This window comes from Halioxenophilus aromaticivorans, from assembly GCF_042850945.1.
GTDB lineage: Bacteria > Pseudomonadota > Gammaproteobacteria > Pseudomonadales > Cellvibrionaceae > Halioxenophilus > Halioxenophilus aromaticivorans.
Genome location: NZ_AP031496.1, coordinates 5,313,789 through 5,331,501 on the forward strand (window position 1 = coordinate 5,313,789; position 17,713 = coordinate 5,331,501).

The following is a 17,713-nucleotide window of genomic DNA, read 5'->3' on the forward strand; positions in this document are numbered from 1 at the left end:
AATATTTCGGCTGCTTAAAATCGATATACAGCAGAAAAGATGACAGAAAAGACAACAGATAAGGCGACAGACAAGAATGCGCAAAAAGAGATGCACAATGAATAAAAATTACCTAACACTGCTGGCGGCGATAACACTCACCGCCTGCGCCTCAAACACGCCCAAAGCAATGACATACGACAACAAACCGAATGCAGGCCAGAGCATTCAAATATTTCTGGCTGGCGATTCCACCATGGCCATTAAAGCCGATGACCGGCGGCCGGAAACCGGTTGGGGGGAACGATTGCCGGAGGAGTTAAACGAACTGGCCAGGGTACACAACCGAGCAATCAACGGCCGCAGTACCAAAAGTTTTAAAGATCAAGGTCACTGGCAAACAATCGTCAGCGAGCTCAACCCCGAAGACTACGTGTTTATCCAATTTGGGCACAACGATCAAAAACACGAAGACCCGCTGCGCTATACCAATCCCCACACAGGCTACCGAGCAAATTTAACCCAGTTTGTGGCCGACGTACGGGCCAAGGGCGCTACGCCAATATTGCTGTCGTCCATCGCTCGGCGTAATTACAATGAGCAAGGTGTGTTAATTGACAGCCACGGCGTTTATGCAGAAGTGGTTCGCCGGGTAGCGGCGGATTTAGAAGTGCCCTTTATTGATATGACCTTACTCACCGAGCAGGCTCTAAACGAAATGGGCCAGGCCCAATCCCAAAGTTTATACCTACACCTAGCCCCCGGGGAGCATCCAAACTACCCAGACGGCGTAACAGATAACACCCACCTCAACACCTTGGGCGCCCAGGTGGTAGCCAATATAGTGGTAGAGGAGCTGTGCAAAAAAGATCTTACGCTTAACCGCTATCTTACCCGCTGTAATTAAAAATCAATGGGGTCAGAGCATTTGATCTCCGATCAATCGCTCTGACCCCCTTGATTTTCAGCTTTACGGCGAAGTGCTCCACCTTAATGTGCCCGTTGCCATTGGTTTTGTTTTGGTTAAACAGACCTACTCTAGCGCCTACCCAGCGGCCGGGTCGCAGGGTAAATTGTTGCTCGATGGCAGACCAATATTGAGATTGGGGTAGTTTGTAGGAGAATTGGGCGGTTGCTTGGCGGGGGCCGGTTTCTTCGATGGTGACTTTTAAGTCTACTGCTAAGTCCACTGCCGACGAGGCGTTATCTTTATTCGTTAACAGGTTCTTATCCTCAAACAGCGTTTGTTCCTGGCATTGGTTTAATGTATCCACACAGGTTCGATAAATTAATCGTTGGGTATCATTTAACTTTTCGATCCCGAGCCAAGCGTAATCGTAGCCGTACACAACCAACCCGGCTTCATCCCCCTGGGCCATATTTTGCCAATTGAGTTGGGTCTCCACACTCATTGACGGGCCGTACACCATTTGGGAAATCAGTGCCGGCTGCTGCCATAAATTGCTCTGGGCTGGCTGCGCGTTGAGAGTGAGTTTGCCATCGTCAAGCCGGTACCAACTGGGCTGCCAATTGGCGTTCCATTGCCATTGCGCGCCTAGCGTTTCACCATCGAAGGTATCGCTGGTGGTGAGCCCCGCCAGTGGCTGTTGCGCTGCGTCAATGGCCAGTATCTCCACCGGCTCGCCCACACCATTGCCGTCGATGTCTTTGCCCATCACCGGCCAATCATTCTCCCAGGCCATGGGCTGCATATGAACGATGCGCCCGTAGGCGTTACGATCTTGCCCTTTGGGACCGGTTACCCAAGCGCCTTGGTGTTGTATCAGTCGTCTCAGGCGGATTATCAGGGAATAATTTTGGGATAGTAATTAATTGCACCAATTTCCAGAAGATCTTCCAGCATGCTGCCATCGTATACATCCTTCGGGTTTTGGACTGCTGGGTCTTCAAATGACCAAGCTTGACGTTTGTAGGTCCAATTATTGGGCTGTAAACGATGCGCCTCCCGCCAATGAGGAATGGCGTCTTCGTGAAAGCCGGCTAAGTGTAAATGCTGGCCCAGTTCATAGCGGGCAGCGGCTTCAGCTACCGAAGGCGAGCGTGGTTGAGAGCGTGCGATAACCTCTTCTTCTGGCAACGCATAGCGGCTTTCTGCGCCCAGCTCGACCCAATCTTCAAGCATTTCCAGATAGAGCTGTGTTTCAAAGCGCATTTGTTTTACTTGTTTCAAAATTTCAATGTGCTCGGGCGTTAATTGCTTTACGCTTTCCCACTTTTCAATATCTTCGAGCGCTAATTCCGTTACGGGAGTTCGACCCGGCCATGACGGCTCAGGTGGCCTGACAATAAACCCTTCCTCATTAATCCAGATCCCATTGGGCACATTAACGACACCAAACAACTCGCCCATACAGTGAGCTTGATCAATCAAGGCCGGGTGGCGTGGTCGTGCCATCTCGATCCATTCTTGTACGGCTTCAACACCTCCGGTATCCATCGCAATGGTCACGATCTCCAGTCCTTTGGGGTGGAGCCGCTCTCGGACTTCAGACCAGATCGGGCCATCGGTACGGCAGCCACACCAAGACGCCCAGGTGGTGAGTAACACTTTTTGCCCACGCAGGCTGGCGATATCAAAGGGGCGGCCATTGACGTCGGGCAATACCAAATGGGGGGCTTGGGCCGTAGTTAATGCATGCCCATTTAAAGATTCCGGGCCAAGTGCCCATAGCGTGTGTTTATCGTCTTTAATGAGCGGCATCCCTAATGCGTTGGCTAACTCTGCTGCATTTAGGCTGCCATTTTTATTACGAACAGAGTCCGGTAAGGAAACGCATTGTGCTCCTTTGCAAGCGCCTTGGGGTTTGATGCTCCAGCCGGTTCGTTCGGCAAAATGAGACGGGTCTATCGTGAGCGAATTTAATATCATACCATTAGTCTCCCGTTTTATTGTCGCGTGGCAAAAGTGCCAGCATCTGCTCTTCAGTCATGCCCAGCTGGTACTGGATATCTCGAATATCCCAATATTCCCGCCAGGCTGATATTTTTTGCTCGGCGTTAAATTCAAATACCGCACACACGCTGGAGAAAATACGTTGTCCACTTTTTTTCATGGTTACATGGTCTCTGCGTTCGGTAAATACACGGTGGTTATTACCGGCGGAGCATATAATTTCGCACCGGCAATCTTCATAGTCCTCCAGTTGACGGGCCAATTCAGCGACCAATCGATCACGGCCTTTAATAGGTCTAATCGACGGTACGTGCACTTGATAGTAAGCATTTTCAGCAAATGCGTTGGTGAACGTGTCAAAGTCCGGTTGCTTAGCATGAAGTAAGGTCAGTATGTTTAAAACGATCTGTTCCTGAGCAGACCTATTGGACAATTGACTGTTTTGGGGTTGGGATGGTTGTTTGGTGGCGGTATTCATAGGCAAGGCGTTCATATTTTTTACGGTGATATATAATTGCCACTAGTGTCCGACTATGCAATCCCGCTCAGTATCGACGACCGGGATATTAATATCGCCGATTGACGTAAGGTGAGTCAGCGATATCAATGTTGTTTCATCGATATGCTTAGCTCTTTCTCCAATTACACAGCTTCTTTACTGTTCACTCAGTTCTTCGATTTTGCCTCCGTCTGACTCAAGCAAGTGCATGAACGCGTGCACTACGCGCCGGCACGTATCGTCCGAATAGACACTTAGCAGTAGAAGGGATCGATGCAACAACCAATAACAATAATTAGGAATCCATCATTATGCGTTTACGCCCAGTCCCGGTCGCCTTATCGTCTATTTCGCTGTCTTTGTCGCTATCCAGCTCACTGGCAGTGGCGCAAACTGCCCCTACGGCCGCACAACTCGAGGAGGTGGTCGTTACGGCACGTCGTCGAGAGGAGACATTGCAAAAGGTCCCGGTAGCCGTTACGGCATTGACTCGAGAGCATCTTGAAAAATCCTCAGTCCAGGAGCTGGAGAATCTGACCGCAGTCGTACCGGGCTTTCGCTTTAGTTTTGAGGGCGGGGCAAATAATGTTTCACTCTCGTTACGTGGGCTGGGCATTACACCGTTAGGTGAGGGCGTGCCTTCCGTTGTTGTCTACAGTAATGACGTACCCTTACCCAAAGTCGGCGGTAATATAGCCACCTATGACCTGAATACGATTCAAGTGCTGAAGGGCCCTCAAGGCACGCTATTTGGGCGCAACACCATTGGCGGAGCGGTTTTGTTGTCGCCTAAAACCCCAGACTACCGGCAAGACGCGTATCTGCGTTTTGGCGTTGGTAATTACCAATCGTCCTTATTAGAAGGCGGTGCCAATGTTACGCTTGCAGATGACATTGCTGCGTTGAGGGTAGCCGGTCAAATAAGGCGCCGTGATGCAACAGAAGATAACCTCGCCGAGGGTGGCGCGGACACCAATCAAATCGACCAACAAAGTTTACGTGTGTCGTTACGTACGGATATTACCGAAACGTTTAGCAATAACATCGTTTTTGATTATTATAAATCGGATCGTGCTCCAGGTTCTGATCATGTTGTGGGCTACAACCCGGGTATCGTGCAAGGCGCGTTTGCGCCTGTGCTGGGTGCAGCCACGGCTATAGCCTATGAGCAGGCGATAGCGGAGCAACTGGCACAGCTTATTGCCGCAGGGGCTCACACTATAGGAAATAATTTTCACAATGATGGCAATAGCCGGACTCATCGCGAACAAACGGAAATATGGGGTGTGGCTAATACCACCGAGTATCACTTTGAGCATATGTCGTTGCGAAATATTTTTGGCTATCGCCGGGTCTCTAGCAGTATTACAGCGAATACTCAGGGAATCGGCGATATCAACGGGCCACTGGGCAATTTGATTATATACCACCTCGAATCTCTGGATGAGAAAGCATATCTGACGAATGAATTGCAGCTGGTAGGTAAGGGCGATGGTGTCGACTGGATTATGGGCGCGTTTTACAGTCATGACAAGCCTACGCATGCTATGGGTACCAGTGCTCAAGCATTCAACCTTCTCGCCTTTGGGGTTTCAGATATCCATACAACAGCGTTGACTGAAAATGAGAATTACGCGTTATTTGGCCAAGTGGCCTATCATCTAACGGATAAAGTCACGCTTAATATCGGTGCACGTTACAGTTGGGATAACATCGAAGGTTGCGGTGTGGGCGGTAGATCTTCATTTTTAGATTGGTCGGACTGCAAAGATACAGGCGTACAAACAGTGAAAGCTGAAGGCGATGCACCCACTTGGACGCTAGGCCTCGACTATCGACTCAGTTCGAATATTTTTTTGTATGCCACTCACCGTCGGGGCTATCGCGGTGTGAATATCAATACGCCGCAATTTTCCTCCATTTTTACCACAGGTGGTACGGACCCAACGTGTGTTGTAGGTGCCGGCCAATGCCCGGACCTACGTCCCTACCAAACGGTAGATGAGGAACAAATTGATGACATTGAGTTTGGCCTAAAAGCCGACTGGAGCATCGGGACTATGGCGGGTCGCAGCAACCTATCGTTATTCCATACGGATCATACCGATGCGGTCCAGTTTGTTACGGTCCGCGGTGCGGTACCCACTTCTGCGCCCGATAATCCAACTCGTTCGTCGGTGGCGATTAATGCGGCCAACCTGACAATTCAAGGGCTAGAATTTGAACTAACACTAGCACCGACCGATCGTTTAGTCGTCGGACTGAACGGTACTTATATTGATCAGACTGTGGATGACATTAATATCCCCGCCATTGGCACTCAGCAGCTTACAAAAAATAATGTGACCTTACCGACACCTAAATTTTCGGGTACTGCTACGGTCCGCTACGAAGCTGGACAACCCATTTTCGGTGGTAATTTGGCGGTTAGTTTAGATTATTTTTACACGGATTCATGGGATGCTCAAAGCGGTGTATCTCTACCCAGTTACGATCTTTTAAATGCCCGTCTCGATTTGTCTGAGTTGGCGAGTGAAAATGTACGGATTTCGCTTTGGTGTCGTAATCTACTCAATGAAGAGTACACAAGTGCACCCGGTACTTTGGGGCCGTCACTGCCTGCCCGAACGGCATTTTACGGCGACCCAAGAACGTTTGGTTTAGAAGTCAACGTAGCGCTGTAACCCGTTCCATACAGGTTGGAGTCTTTGTCGGCTGGCCAGAGGCTTTCACGGTGGTTTCAAAAAGTTAGCTGGAGTGATAATCTTTTTGTATGGGTACGACTATAAAAATAATAGTGTGGTATTAAATATGATCCAGCCACTCCAGTCAGGCAATCACCAAAACTCCGAATTTAGTATACAGAAGCAAGCGTTTCAGACTCAATCGGTCTATTACAGTTCGCAAGATGCTCAACTGTCTACACCTAGTTACGATATTGAAGTGCACAAACTGAATTTACCCAGCGTAGGCCGCGGAACCTATTATTCAGAGCGGCATTGCTTTCTTGAGTATGTGGAAAGGCCCGAGCACACACTCAGGGCATGTTACCCGGATAACAGTGATCAGCATCAATCAATAGGGCAATTGATATTTGTACCCCCAGGAGTGGCGTTAGAATGGCATTGGGGAAAGGGTGTGCAGCGAGCCGTTACCTGCATGTTCGAAGTTGAGCGCTTTGGTGTTGGCGATAGAGCTGATTGGCGTTGGTGTCATATCGATTTATCTAAAACCTTCGATATAAAAAATGACTACCTCCTCACTGGTATGCGTAAACTGGGTGAAGAAGCCTGTGCACCCAGCTTCGCCAGCGATTTACAGATAGAAAGTATGCTCTCGGTTATGAGCATTGAGTTGTATCGCGAGTTTATGGGTAGTAGGCCGCTTATCGAGCGTAACCCCAAGCGTTTATCAACTCGGCAAATACATAATGTAAGAGATTTTGTTCAGGCCAACCTCGGTGACCCACTGACCATCAACCGGATAGCCGATCAATGCGACCTCTCACCTCGGAAATTATCCAAACAGTTTAAGGATGCCTACGGCACTCCTATTCGGCAGTTTGTCGCAAGTGCTCGTATCGAGAAAGCCAAACAACTCCTCGCCTGCCAGGCTAACAATCAAATGATGATCAAACAAATAGGTTATCAGTGCGGGTTTAGAGGTCCAGCGGCGTTTGTGGCAGCGTTTAAAAAGGCAACTGGGGTGACACCGGCAAAATACAGACAATGTGCTACAGGTAAACCTTACCCATAGTTTGATGCGTAGAAAACCGTCGCGATGGGCGTTTAATGGCTGGGTGAGCCTCCATCTAGTTTGTTAACTGTATTTAGAGACCCGTTGATTTTCAGTTCAGCTTTACGGCGAAATGCTCCACCTTAATGTGCCCGTTGCCATTGGTTTTGTTTTGGCTAAACAGACCTACTCTAGCGCCTACCCAGCGGCCGGGTCGCAGGGTAAATTGTTGCTCGATGGCAGACCAATATTGAGATTGGGGTAGTTTGTAGGAGAATTGGGCGGTTGCTTGGCGGGGGCCGGTTTCTTGGATGGTGACTTTTAAGTCTACTGCTAAGTCCACTGCCGACGAGGCGTTATCTTTATTCGTTAACAGTTTATTATCCTCAAACAGCGTTTGTTCCTGGCATTGGTTTAATGTATCCACACAGGTTCGATAAATTAATCGTTGGGTATCATTTAACTTTTCGATCCCGAGCCAAGCGTAATCGTAGCCGTACACAACCAACCCGGCTTCATCCCCCTGGGCCATATTTTGCCAATTGAGTTGGGTCTCCACACTCATTGACGGGCCGTACACCATTTGGGAAATCAGTGCTGGTTGCTGCCATAAATTGCTGTGTGCGGGCTGTGCGTAGAGGCTAAGTTTCCCCTCGCTAAGGCGGTACCAACCGGGCTGCCAATTGGCGTTCCATTGCCATTGCGCTCCAAGCGTTTCACCATCAAAGGTATCGCTGGTGGTGAGCCCCGCCAGTGGCTGTTGCGCTGCGTCAATGGCCAGTATCTCCACCGGCTCGCCCACACCATTGCCGTCAATGTCTTTGCCCATCACCGGCCAATCATTTATCCAGACCATGGGCTGCATATGAACGATGCGCCCATAGGCGTTACGATCTTGAAAATGAATAAACCAATCTTGCCCCTCAGGCCCGGTTACCCAAGCACCTTGGTGGGGGCCGTTTACATCGGTGGTGCCTTGCTCTAGCGTAACGCGGGTTTCGTAGGGGCCTTCAATATCCTTGGCGCGGAACACCGTTTGCCAGCCCTCTTCCACGCCACCGGCCGGAGCAAAAATATAAAAATACTCGCCGCGCTGATAAAACTTGGGGCCTTCTAGGGTTCTAAACCCGGGCAGCTGGTTGCCGTCTATCACCACCTTACCCTCATCTAAAATGGTTTTGGCATCCGGTGTCATACTGCGTAGAGTGAGTACGTTATTAAAACCGGCGCGGCTTTTTGCCCAGGCGTGCAACAGATACGCTTTTACTTCGCCGGTGTCTGCATCGGTAACCCACATGGGGGTTGGGTCGATTATACCTTTGCCGGGCAACAAGAGATGCGGTTCACTCCAGGGGCCCGTAGGCTGGGTGGCGGTACTCACGTAAATACCATAATCTGGGTCTGGCATAAAAACCCAAAACTTACCATTGTGATAACGAATACAGGGCGCCCACATGCCCTGGCCATGTCTGGGAATGGCAAAATATTCGGTCTGTGGGTGATTGTTCATCACAAAACCAATACGTTGCCAATGAATTAAATCCGTAGACTGTAAGACAGGCACACCGGGCTGGTGATTAAAACTGGAGGCCACTAAGGTGTAGTAGCCATTGTGCTCTACTACATCCGGATCGGAAAAATCGGCGAAGATGATTGGATTGCTTGGCGCGGATTTATTGGAAGCCTGCGTTTTTTCGCTATTGCTAGAAGCCAGCGACGGCAATGCCAGGGCGGTTACCAACAAAGCCAGTGACGTTGAAGCCACGAAAGCCGATGGCAAGCGCATCCCATCGGCCGCACTCATAAATCGAGCACTGTTTTGATTATTCATTTTGCCTGTTATCCGTTATGTGGGCATATTGAATGTCACTGTGCAGTGTCAGAGGTCAGACCTGCTGCAAATAGGTTTCTACGCCCTGTTGCTGCAATTGGCCAACCATTTCGGTCACTGTTTCTGCCAAGCCTGGTATTGCGGTTAAATCCTGGCCCCACAAGGTCTTATCCGCCAGTATTTGGCCAACAAAGCGTTCAACCGGTTGGGTTTGGAAGGCCGTCTGAAACTTGGTGATTATTTCCGGCGCATCCTGGGGCCCTTGCGCAGGCGTTTTCGGTTGGGCGCCATACAGCAATAAAAGCGCAGCCAATGAGGTGGCGATGCCCGCGCTTGGTTTGCCATTGCCTGCAACAACATCTTGCAAAGTTGGCAGTAGCCGAGCAGTCCATTTACTGATGCTGTTTAGGGCGATGGATTGCCAAGCGTGGAACAAAAACGGATTTTCAAAGCGTTCGATAATTGCCTGGGCGTAGGCGGTTACTTCGGCCCGGGGCTGGTTAATGGTGGGCACAATTTCATCAAACACCAAACGCTGTAAAAATTGCTTAATAAGGGGCGTTTGCGTGGCCTGGTAGACTGTTTCAATATCCAGCAACTGTGCCAGCGCCACACAGCCTGTGTGGGCACCGTTTAGGATACGCACCTTGCGTTGGCGATAGCTGGTTAAATCTTCGGTTAAAATCACATTTAAACCGGCGGACTCGGCAAACAATTTACTTAAAACTTCTGCTCTGCCATTGGTTTCAATTACCCACTGGTAATAGGATTCGGTTTCGATCAATTCTGCATCGTGGTAATTGACCGCTTGGGTGATTTCCACCACACGCGGCTCCGGCGGCCGACCGGTAACAATGCGATCCACCAGTGTGTTGTGAAAATAACAGTGTTGGCTTAGCCAGTGTTCAAATTCAGCATCCAGCTGCCAAAGCTGAGCGTACTGTTTTAAATAACCCAGTAAGACCTGGGCGTTATTTTCAATTAACTCACAGCACAACACCGTCACCCCTTTACTGCTATCGCCATTAAAGGTTTGGTACCTGCGATAGAGCAACTGAGTTAACTTGGCCGGAAACCCAAGCGCAGGTGCATCGCTAAACTGTTGTTGCTCGTCAAAGCAGATCCCGGCCTCTGTGGTATTAGAGACAATCCACTCTAACTCTGGGTTGTCCGCCAGCGCCATAAAGCCGTCTACGTCATCGTAGGGGCTAAGGGCGCGGTTTTGGATATCAATAACGTGGTAGTTATCCACCAATTTGCCGTTGTCTACGCCGCGCACATTGAGCGTAAACAATCCATCTTGCCGGTTAATCTGTTCGATCTGCTGGGCATTTCCCGGCCGTAACTTAACCGCTACTATTCCGCCATCGTAGAGTCCGTGATCGTTCAATTGCTGAAAAATGTCGTTAATAAAGCCTTTTAAAAACGCGCCGGTACCAAACTGTATAATCTTTTCGGTTTTTGCCGGTTTATTAACAAGGCTGCGGTTTAAAGTGGGATAGGTTTCAGACATAAAGGCACTATCGTATGTTTGAGTTTTGATGGGCAATAGCTCACCGGCCAGATTTTAGACCTTGTCGCCGGTAAGCCTGATACAGAAATCAGTTTATAAAGTGCTGGACGGGCTTATTCGTTGGCGGGTTTACCAATGGTGGCAAGGATGCCGCCATCCACATACACCACCTGGCCGTTGATAAAATCGCTGGCTCCGCCAGCCAAAAATATCGCCGCACCTTGCAGATCGTTGGGGTCACCCCACTTGCCGGCCGGTGTGCGCTGGATAATAAATTCGTTCATGGGGTTGCCGGGCACACGAATGGGTGCGGTTTGCTCGGTGGCAAAATACCCTGGGCCAATACCATTTACCTGAATATTATGGCGCGCCCACTCTGTGGCCATATTTTGGGTAAGCATTTTTAAGCCGCCCTTGGCGGCAGCGTATGCGCCAACGCTGTCTCGGCCCAGCTCGCTCATCATAGAGCAGATATTAATCACCTTGCCCTGTTTGCGCGCTACCATATTTTTCACCACAGCTTTACTCATGATAAACACACCGGTGAGATCGGTATGGATCACCTGCTGCCAATCCTCCACCGACAACTCCAGCAATGGGATACGTTTAATGATGCCGGCGTTGTTCACTAAAATATCGATGGCACCCACTTCGGCTTCAATTTGGCTTACCGCCTGCTCCACCTCGGATTCATCGCAAACATTAAATTGGTAACCCACGGCTTTGTAGCCCTGGTCGGTTAAATGCGCGACGGCACGGGTAATTTTTTCTTGGCTGGAGTGGCCATTGATGACCACGGTAGCGCCAGCGCTGGCCAAACCTTCCGCCATGGCCAGCCCCAAACCATGGGTGGCTCCGGTGACTAAAGCAACTTTGCCGGTTAAATCAAATAATGGATGTTGGCTCATCGTATGTCCTTGGGAGTAAATTTATCCATGTCGTCGTAATCTAGGTTTTCGCCTGCCATACCCCAAATAAAAATATAACTGGCGGTGCCTGCACCGCTGTGCATGGACCATGGTGGTGATACCACCGCTTCATCGTTTTTAACCCACAGGTGACGAGTCTCCGTGGGTGGCCCCATAAAGTGACATACGGCTTGGTCTTCCGGAACACTGAAATAAAAATACACTTCTATGCGGCGGTCGTGGACATGGGCCGGCATGGTATTCCACACACTGCCGTTGCGCAGCTCGGTCATACCCATTTGTAACTGGCAGGTTTCTAACACGGTATTCACCAACAACTTATTAATTACACGGTCGTTACTGGTTTCCATACTGCCCAACTCAATCTTGTCGGCCTCGGCCAAACCCACTTTTTTATTGGGATAGGCCTTGTGGGCCGGGGTTGAGTTGAGATAAAACTTAGCTGGCTGGCTGGCGTCCACGCTTTCAAAGATAACTTCCTTATTGCCAGCGCCCAGGTAGAGCGACTCTTTGAAGGCCATCTCGTAGGTTTCGCCATCGACTATTACACGGCCAGCGCCGCCGACGTTGATCACGCCCATTTCACGGCGCGCCAGAAAAGTGGCTGACTTTAATGCATCAATGGGTTCCAGTGTCAGCGGGCCGTTTACCGGATGAGCACCGCCCACAATGTAACGCTCGTAATGGGTGTAGGTGAGATTAATCTCGTCGGCAACAAATAAATTTTGCACCAAAAAATGGTCGCGTAGAGTTTGCGTATCCATGCCACGATAATGATCCTCGTGCACGGCGTAACGCGTGGTGTAATTGGTTGGCATAATCAGGTCCTGTTGTGATGCTTACTGCACCAGTTGGTTTACCAACGGGCCAAGCATCATAAATGGGGCGAGTGCTTTGGGGTCGTTATCAACCACCGGCTCGCTCATATAATATTGGTAACTGCCATCGCGGCCAAAACCCAGTCCGGCCACTTGGCATACCTGGGTGATGTGCAGTTGATTTTGCGCATCTACCAAGGTGAAATTGTCGACGATGGCGTTGTATGCCTGTAAAGCCTGGGGCTTATACTCGGCGGGCAACAATCCGGTTAAGGCGCCCTTTACCAATAGGTAGGTAAACATCACAGAGCCCGAGGCCTCTGGGTAGTTCCCCGGCTCGCCGGCCATATCGGTAATTTGTAACCAAACACTGTTTTCGGTTTGGTAGGGCAAAATGGCCTGCACAAACTCCAGCGCTATTTGGCTCAGTTCGGCGCGCTTTTCGGTTTCCGATTCAGGCAGTAGCGCATAAGTATCTGCTAGAGCCATGGCAAACCAGCCCATACCTCGGCTCCAAAAGAAAGGCGACAGTCCGCTATTCTTATCCGCCCACACCTGCTCACGTTTTTCATCGTAGGCGTGGTAATAAAGGCCATTATCTGGATTACGTAAAATCTCATGGGCGACGCGAAATTCTTGCAGCACTTCGTCCAGCGCGTGGCCGTCGTCAAACATCAACGAATATTCGGCTAAAAACGGCATACCCATATAAACGCCGTCCAACCACAATTGGTAGGGGTAGCGCTGCTTGTGCCAAAAGGCGCCGGCATCCAAACGCGGATGGTCTTTTAATTGATCTGCCAGCTGAGCGGCGGCAATGCGGTATCTTTCATCGCTACTGTCTTTGTAGAGCTGCAGTAACATTTTACCGGCGTTGATGCTGTCGATATTAAATTTGCTTTTGTCGTAGCTCAGTATGTTGCCGTCTTCGGTGACAAAGCTGTCAATAATATCTTTCGCCCAGGCTTGGTAGTCAGCATTACTGGTCGCCTTGCCCACGCCGTAAATGGCTTGGGTCATCATACCCATGGTGTACTCCCAATTTGCCGGGCGTTGACGCATGGTGTCGTATTGGTTGTAGGCCAGCTCGTTACCGTGGCGAGCAATTTCTGCGGCGGCGGCCTTTTCAGCCCAGGCTAGCGCACTTTGCGCTCCGCCCAATTTTTTACGCAACGCCTGAGTGGCTTGGTTGTTAATGACTACCCTGGGGGAAATAGTGAGTTGTTCTGCTTGGTCTTTTAGCCATTGCACTAAGGCTGCTTCGGTAAGGTCGATGCCAGGCTCCAAACCCCAGCTTGCGCCAAAATAATATTCCAACTCGCCGCCGCGCACTTTCAGCAAAACGCCGTTATTAAATTCGTCTTCCACAAACTGCTGGTAGTCTTCTTTTTGGAACAGAACAAACATGGCCAGAGTGCTGCCGTCTAGGGCTTGCTCACCCAGGGTAGCCATATAGCTCCAGGCTTCGCCGGTAATGTCCAAGTCGCCGGTGATAACTTTAGAACCGCCTTTCACCAAGCCAACGGCCATCTCTTGAATACTTGGGTCGGTGGATAGCTTTACGTTTACCAAGCGGCTATCGGCTTGCATGGAGAGCACGGCATTAAGGTCTGTGGTGAGATCGCCGGTGTTCCAGCCTTGGTAGTCGATGGCAAACGCAGAATACAGGTTGCCGTCTTCGATAATTTTGGCAGACCAATCTTGCACATCAGAGACTCGCTCTATGGCGTTTTTTTTCCACAGGCCATAGCCGCCGGCACCCACGGACTTACCCACCTTGAGAATATCCATGCCCCAGTCGGCCAGCTCGTGGTAACTGTCGTAGCCATCCTGGCCCACCTGATCTAAGTGCAGGCCGTAGCTTTGCTTGCCAAAAATATCAAAACCGTTACGCCAATCCAGGTACACCCGGTAGCCCACCATATTGGATTCGATGCCCGGGCCTTCGTAGCGCAAATAGTAGGAGTGGTCGGTAACCTGGGGCGGTAAATCTATGGCTTCGACATCCTGAAAAACGCCGCCTTCGTAGGTTTTGCCGTTCCAACTACCGCCAACTTTTACCCCGATTTCAGCGTGGGTTTGTTTAGCCGTTGTGGGTTGTTGATCTGCGGCCAGCTCAGCCAGTGTGATACTTTTAGCTTCTGCCGCGGCAAAATCCAGCATTAACAATGCAGCATCTTTTTTGCCGTCGCCGTCTTGATCGATCCACTGATAATCCACCGGCTGGTTATTCGCCGTAAAGCCCAAGGTCGTTAAGTCCTGAGTCGAAACGAGGCCTAAATCCGACAGCGATAGTGTTACGGATTGACTAGCGCGTGGCTGCGCGGAAGGATTGGTAACGCTCACCATTGCCAAGCTGCCACTGGGCAGTGGTTCTTTTTTGGATTCGGTGGTTGTAGCGCCACAGCCAGCCAAGGCCAAAAAAGAAACACCGTAAGTGACTTGTTTTATCATTTTCATCAACTTGCCTATCTATTTTTTATAAAAAACTCCCCCCAGTTGGGGGGAGAACAACACACATGACACTAGATCAATACTTGTAAGACATGCCCAGAAGCCATTGGGTACCGGTATTTTGCTCTGCCCAAAGGCGGCCAATACCAGGTGCCATATAATCGGCTACCGGTTCGTCGGTTAGGTTAATCCCTTCCAGGGTAAAACGCAGGTTATCGTTGAACTGATACGCCACTGAGAAATCCAGGTTGGCGGTTTCGTCGCGGTAACGCGCTTTGTTAAAATCACTGTTATGACTGGTGACATATTCGTCGCGGTAGGAATAAGCCAATCGCGTACTCAGCTTGTCGTCCTCGTAGAAAACGGTAACGTTATAGGACACATCGCTCTGGCCAGTCAGCTGCAATCCGGTGGCATCAACCTCTGAATCTACCAACGTGATATTGGTTATAACACCCATTTTTTGGAAGAATTCCACCGGTACAAAGGTGAAGTTTTGCTGGTACTGCAGCTCCCAGCCGTCCAGCATTCCGCCACCGCCGTTAACGCGGCGTGTTACATCAAACTCGGCATCAATAAGATCATTAATTTGTGATCCCAATAGGCTGTCTGGCAAACCGGTTTGTGCCCAAGTTAAACGGGTTGTTTCACTGGTTGGGAATGACTCGATATCTTTGTAGAAATACGCCAACGAAACCAACGCACCTTCATCAAAATACCACTCGGCAGAGATATCATAATTATCCGCACGGAAAGGCTCAATGTAAGGGTTACCGTAGCTCACCGCAGGGTCGCCAAAAATGGCTACGCTACCACCTGGGTTGAGATCGGTTAGGTTAGGCCGCGACATTACTTTGGCGTAACTGGCCCGCAGAATTAAATCTTCCGCTAGGTTATAGGCTAGGTTTAAAGACGGCAAAGTGTCGCTGTAATCGTGATCAACCGTTACGGTCTGGTCGCTATTAATACCGGTGGCAGACAATTCGGTTTCAACCTGACGCACGCCGAAATTACCACGGAATCGACGACCGGCTAAGTCGGTATCGAAGTCCGCTTGCAGGTAAAAACCGGTTACGTTTTCTTCAACGTCACGGGTATCGCCGGTACGCACCGCGTAGGGCCAACAACCAGAGTCTAAGTAGGTATTAAACTGCGACGAGTCACCCATAAAGAATGTTTGACCACCAGCGTTAACTACAGAACCCATGTCCGCAGTCACTTGCGGAGACAAACCACAGGCCAAGCCATCAACGGTGCCATCCAATTCATCGGCGCTGGTGAAAGAACGGTCCGCGCGCAAGCCTTCGATTTCGTAGGTGTAATCACGCTGGGAGAATCCAGCCTTTAACACAAAAATATCGTTTAAATCGTACTCAAGGTCGATTTTAATGGTGTCTGAATCGGAGCTGGCATCGTACAAACGATCTCGATATTCGGACACTTCCCAGTTAGCAGGGTTGGCGGTATCAAAGCTGTAATCCAAAAATGGACTGGTCATGCTACTGAAATCGTAGCTCACCGCGGATGAAGACTCAGCGTAGTTTACTAACTGACGTTCATCACCATCACTGTAGTGCTCATAAATTAACGTGGTCTCGCGGTTGTCCAGCTCAGATTGAGACTGAGAAACCATGGCCTTTACGCGCAGCTCGTCGGTAATATCCTGATCTAACGTTAGGGCAAATTGAGTAAACTCCGACTCCCAGTTTGATTCGAAAGCTTCTGAACGAACATCAACGCCATCCATAGTGGCCGAAATCAGCGAGTTATTGCCGTCGATGGTGTAAGCCGCAACGTCGGTCTGTTGCACCCCGGTAGATCCGGTTCTTGCCAAAGAAATCGCCTGCATAAAGGGCTCTTTTCGCTCGGATTCTACATTGGCGTATAGAGCATCAAAGGTAATTAATGTGCCTTCGGCTGGTTTAAATTGGAAAGCACCAGTTACGCCTGTACGATCTTGCTCGTGGGTTTTATCGGCGTAGCGTGGGAAGCGCGGGTGCCAGGCTGAGTTAACCGCGGCGATTTCTTCATCGGTAGTACAAGCACTGCAGCTGCCGAAGGTGTCGTCTTCCCAGCGACCTGTATCTGCGCCAGTGTTACTCACCACTCGCTCGGCGGTGGAGAAAGAAACCAATGCACCAAAAGTTTCAGAATCGTTGGTAAAGCTAAATAAACCGGAGGTACGCGGACTGGTTTTAGAGGCATCCTCGCTGTAACCGGCCTGCACGTTAAGTGCGATTTCTAATGGGTCGTAATCAAAGGGGCGGCCGGTGTGCAGATTAACGGTGGCTCCCAAAGAACCCTCTTCCAACTCGGCAGATTGGGTTTTGTATACATCCAATCGGTTAAACAATTCGGATGCAAACACGTTAAAGTCAAACGCACGGCTGGTACGCACACCACCTGAGCCCGCGGCCAAAGATTGACCCATGGCGTTATTTATCATCACTCGTGAATAGGTACCGTCCAAACCGCGCACGGTGATTTCACGGCCTTCACCGGCTTCACGAGAAATAGCCACACCGGGAATACGCTGCAGCGATTCCGCTAGGTTGGTATCTGGGAAATCAGCAATATCTTCGGCCATGATGGAATCCACCACACCAGAAGCATTGCGCTTGGCCTCCAGGGCCTGGGTTAAACTTTCACGGAAACTTGCGGTGACAACGACTTCTTCGATAACACCTTCCTGCGCGATGGCGGGAAGTGACATACCGGCTGCAATCATGGAATTGGCAATCAGTACGTTTTTAACCAAAGAATTGCGTTGGAGAAATGTAGTTTTCATTAGAACTCTCCCTTAACGTCGGCGTGGCCTTGGCGCTGCCGAGTCTGTTTTATTTATGTTTTATAGTGGTTTGGCCGTGGTTTGCTGCGCCTGGCTGCCTGCAGCCACCAACATTGGCCTAATACAGTAATCCCTTATGGCCAATAATTTAGCGCTTTGTGCCACCGGTGGCAAGCTTAAAACGAACAAAAGCCAAACCTCTTTGCTACCGGTGGCACAGATAATACACAGTTATGCCACCGGTGGCCACAGA

The 17,713-nt window shown here is 50.0% G+C and carries 12 protein-coding genes; 3 read left to right on the top strand and 9 right to left on the bottom strand.

Going from position 1 to position 17,713, the window contains the following annotated elements; all coding sequences use genetic code 11:
• Window positions 1–97: 97 nt before the first annotated feature.
• Entirely contained in the window at window positions 98–886 is a 789-nt protein-coding gene (locus ACGHM3_RS22575; RefSeq protein ID WP_345426376.1) for a rhamnogalacturonan acetylesterase, read from the top strand.
• Here ACGHM3_RS22575 and ACGHM3_RS22580 read toward each other — a convergent pair.
• The 3 genes from ACGHM3_RS22580 to ACGHM3_RS22590 form a co-directional block, all read right to left on the bottom strand.
• Entirely contained in the window at window positions 870–1,691 is an 822-nt protein-coding gene (locus ACGHM3_RS22580) for a hypothetical protein (RefSeq protein WP_390517696.1), read from the bottom strand. The two genes, ACGHM3_RS22575 and ACGHM3_RS22580, sit on opposite strands and share 17 nt — an antisense overlap.
• A gap of 92 nt (window positions 1,692–1,783) precedes the next feature.
• A complete protein-coding gene (locus ACGHM3_RS22585; protein ID WP_345426242.1) occupies window positions 1,784–2,869 on the bottom strand; it encodes a ResA-like WAxxUGC motif-containing protein in 1,086 nt (361 codons plus the stop codon).
• A gap of 4 nt (window positions 2,870–2,873) precedes the next feature.
• The gene (locus tag ACGHM3_RS22590; protein ID WP_390517698.1) at window positions 2,874–3,371 is read right to left on the bottom strand and encodes a limonene-1,2-epoxide hydrolase family protein; all 498 of its coding nucleotides are present in this window, start codon (window positions 3,369–3,371) and stop codon (window positions 2,874–2,876) included.
• Between the two features lie 332 nt (window positions 3,372–3,703).
• On the opposite strand from ACGHM3_RS22590, the gene ACGHM3_RS22595 reads away from it, so the two are divergent.
• Window positions 3,704–6,076 (top strand): TonB-dependent receptor domain-containing protein, encoded by a 2,373-nt coding sequence (locus tag ACGHM3_RS22595; protein ID WP_345426238.1) that lies wholly within the window; start codon window positions 3,704–3,706, stop codon window positions 6,074–6,076.
• A gap of 127 nt (window positions 6,077–6,203) precedes the next feature.
• Entirely contained in the window at window positions 6,204–7,148 is a 945-nt protein-coding gene (locus ACGHM3_RS22600; protein WP_345426236.1) for an AraC family transcriptional regulator, read from the top strand.
• Window positions 7,149–7,239: 91 nt separating this feature from the next.
• On the opposite strand, the gene ACGHM3_RS22605 is transcribed toward ACGHM3_RS22600, so the two are convergent.
• The 6 genes from ACGHM3_RS22605 to ACGHM3_RS22630 form a co-directional block, all read right to left on the bottom strand.
• Window positions 7,240–8,958: a glycoside hydrolase 43 family protein gene (locus tag ACGHM3_RS22605; RefSeq protein WP_390517701.1), complete on the bottom strand. Its 1,719-nt coding sequence runs from the start codon at window positions 8,956–8,958 to the stop codon at window positions 7,240–7,242.
• Window positions 8,959–9,013: 55 nt separating this feature from the next.
• The gene (locus ACGHM3_RS22610; protein WP_345424125.1) at window positions 9,014–10,471 is read right to left on the bottom strand and encodes a tagaturonate reductase; all 1,458 of its coding nucleotides are present in this window, start codon (window positions 10,469–10,471) and stop codon (window positions 9,014–9,016) included.
• Window positions 10,472–10,584: 113 nt separating this feature from the next.
• On the bottom strand, window positions 10,585–11,379 hold the full coding sequence (locus ACGHM3_RS22615) for a gluconate 5-dehydrogenase (protein ID WP_345424128.1): 795 nt from the start codon (window positions 11,377–11,379) through the stop codon (window positions 10,585–10,587).
• Window positions 11,376–12,218 carry a 5-dehydro-4-deoxy-D-glucuronate isomerase gene (gene kduI, locus ACGHM3_RS22620; protein ID WP_345424130.1) on the bottom strand — a complete coding sequence of 281 codons (843 nt, stop codon included), beginning with the start codon at window positions 12,216–12,218 and terminating at the stop codon, window positions 11,376–11,378. The genes ACGHM3_RS22615 and kduI overlap by 4 nt, the downstream gene beginning before the upstream one ends.
• A 21-nt stretch (window positions 12,219–12,239) precedes the next feature.
• Window positions 12,240–14,678: a glycoside hydrolase family 88 protein gene (locus ACGHM3_RS22625; protein ID WP_345424133.1), complete on the bottom strand. Its 2,439-nt coding sequence runs from the start codon at window positions 14,676–14,678 to the stop codon at window positions 12,240–12,242.
• Window positions 14,679–14,748: 70 nt separating this feature from the next.
• A complete protein-coding gene (locus ACGHM3_RS22630; protein ID WP_345424136.1) occupies window positions 14,749–17,460 on the bottom strand; it encodes a TonB-dependent receptor in 2,712 nt (903 codons plus the stop codon).
• Window positions 17,461–17,713 lie beyond the last annotated feature (253 nt).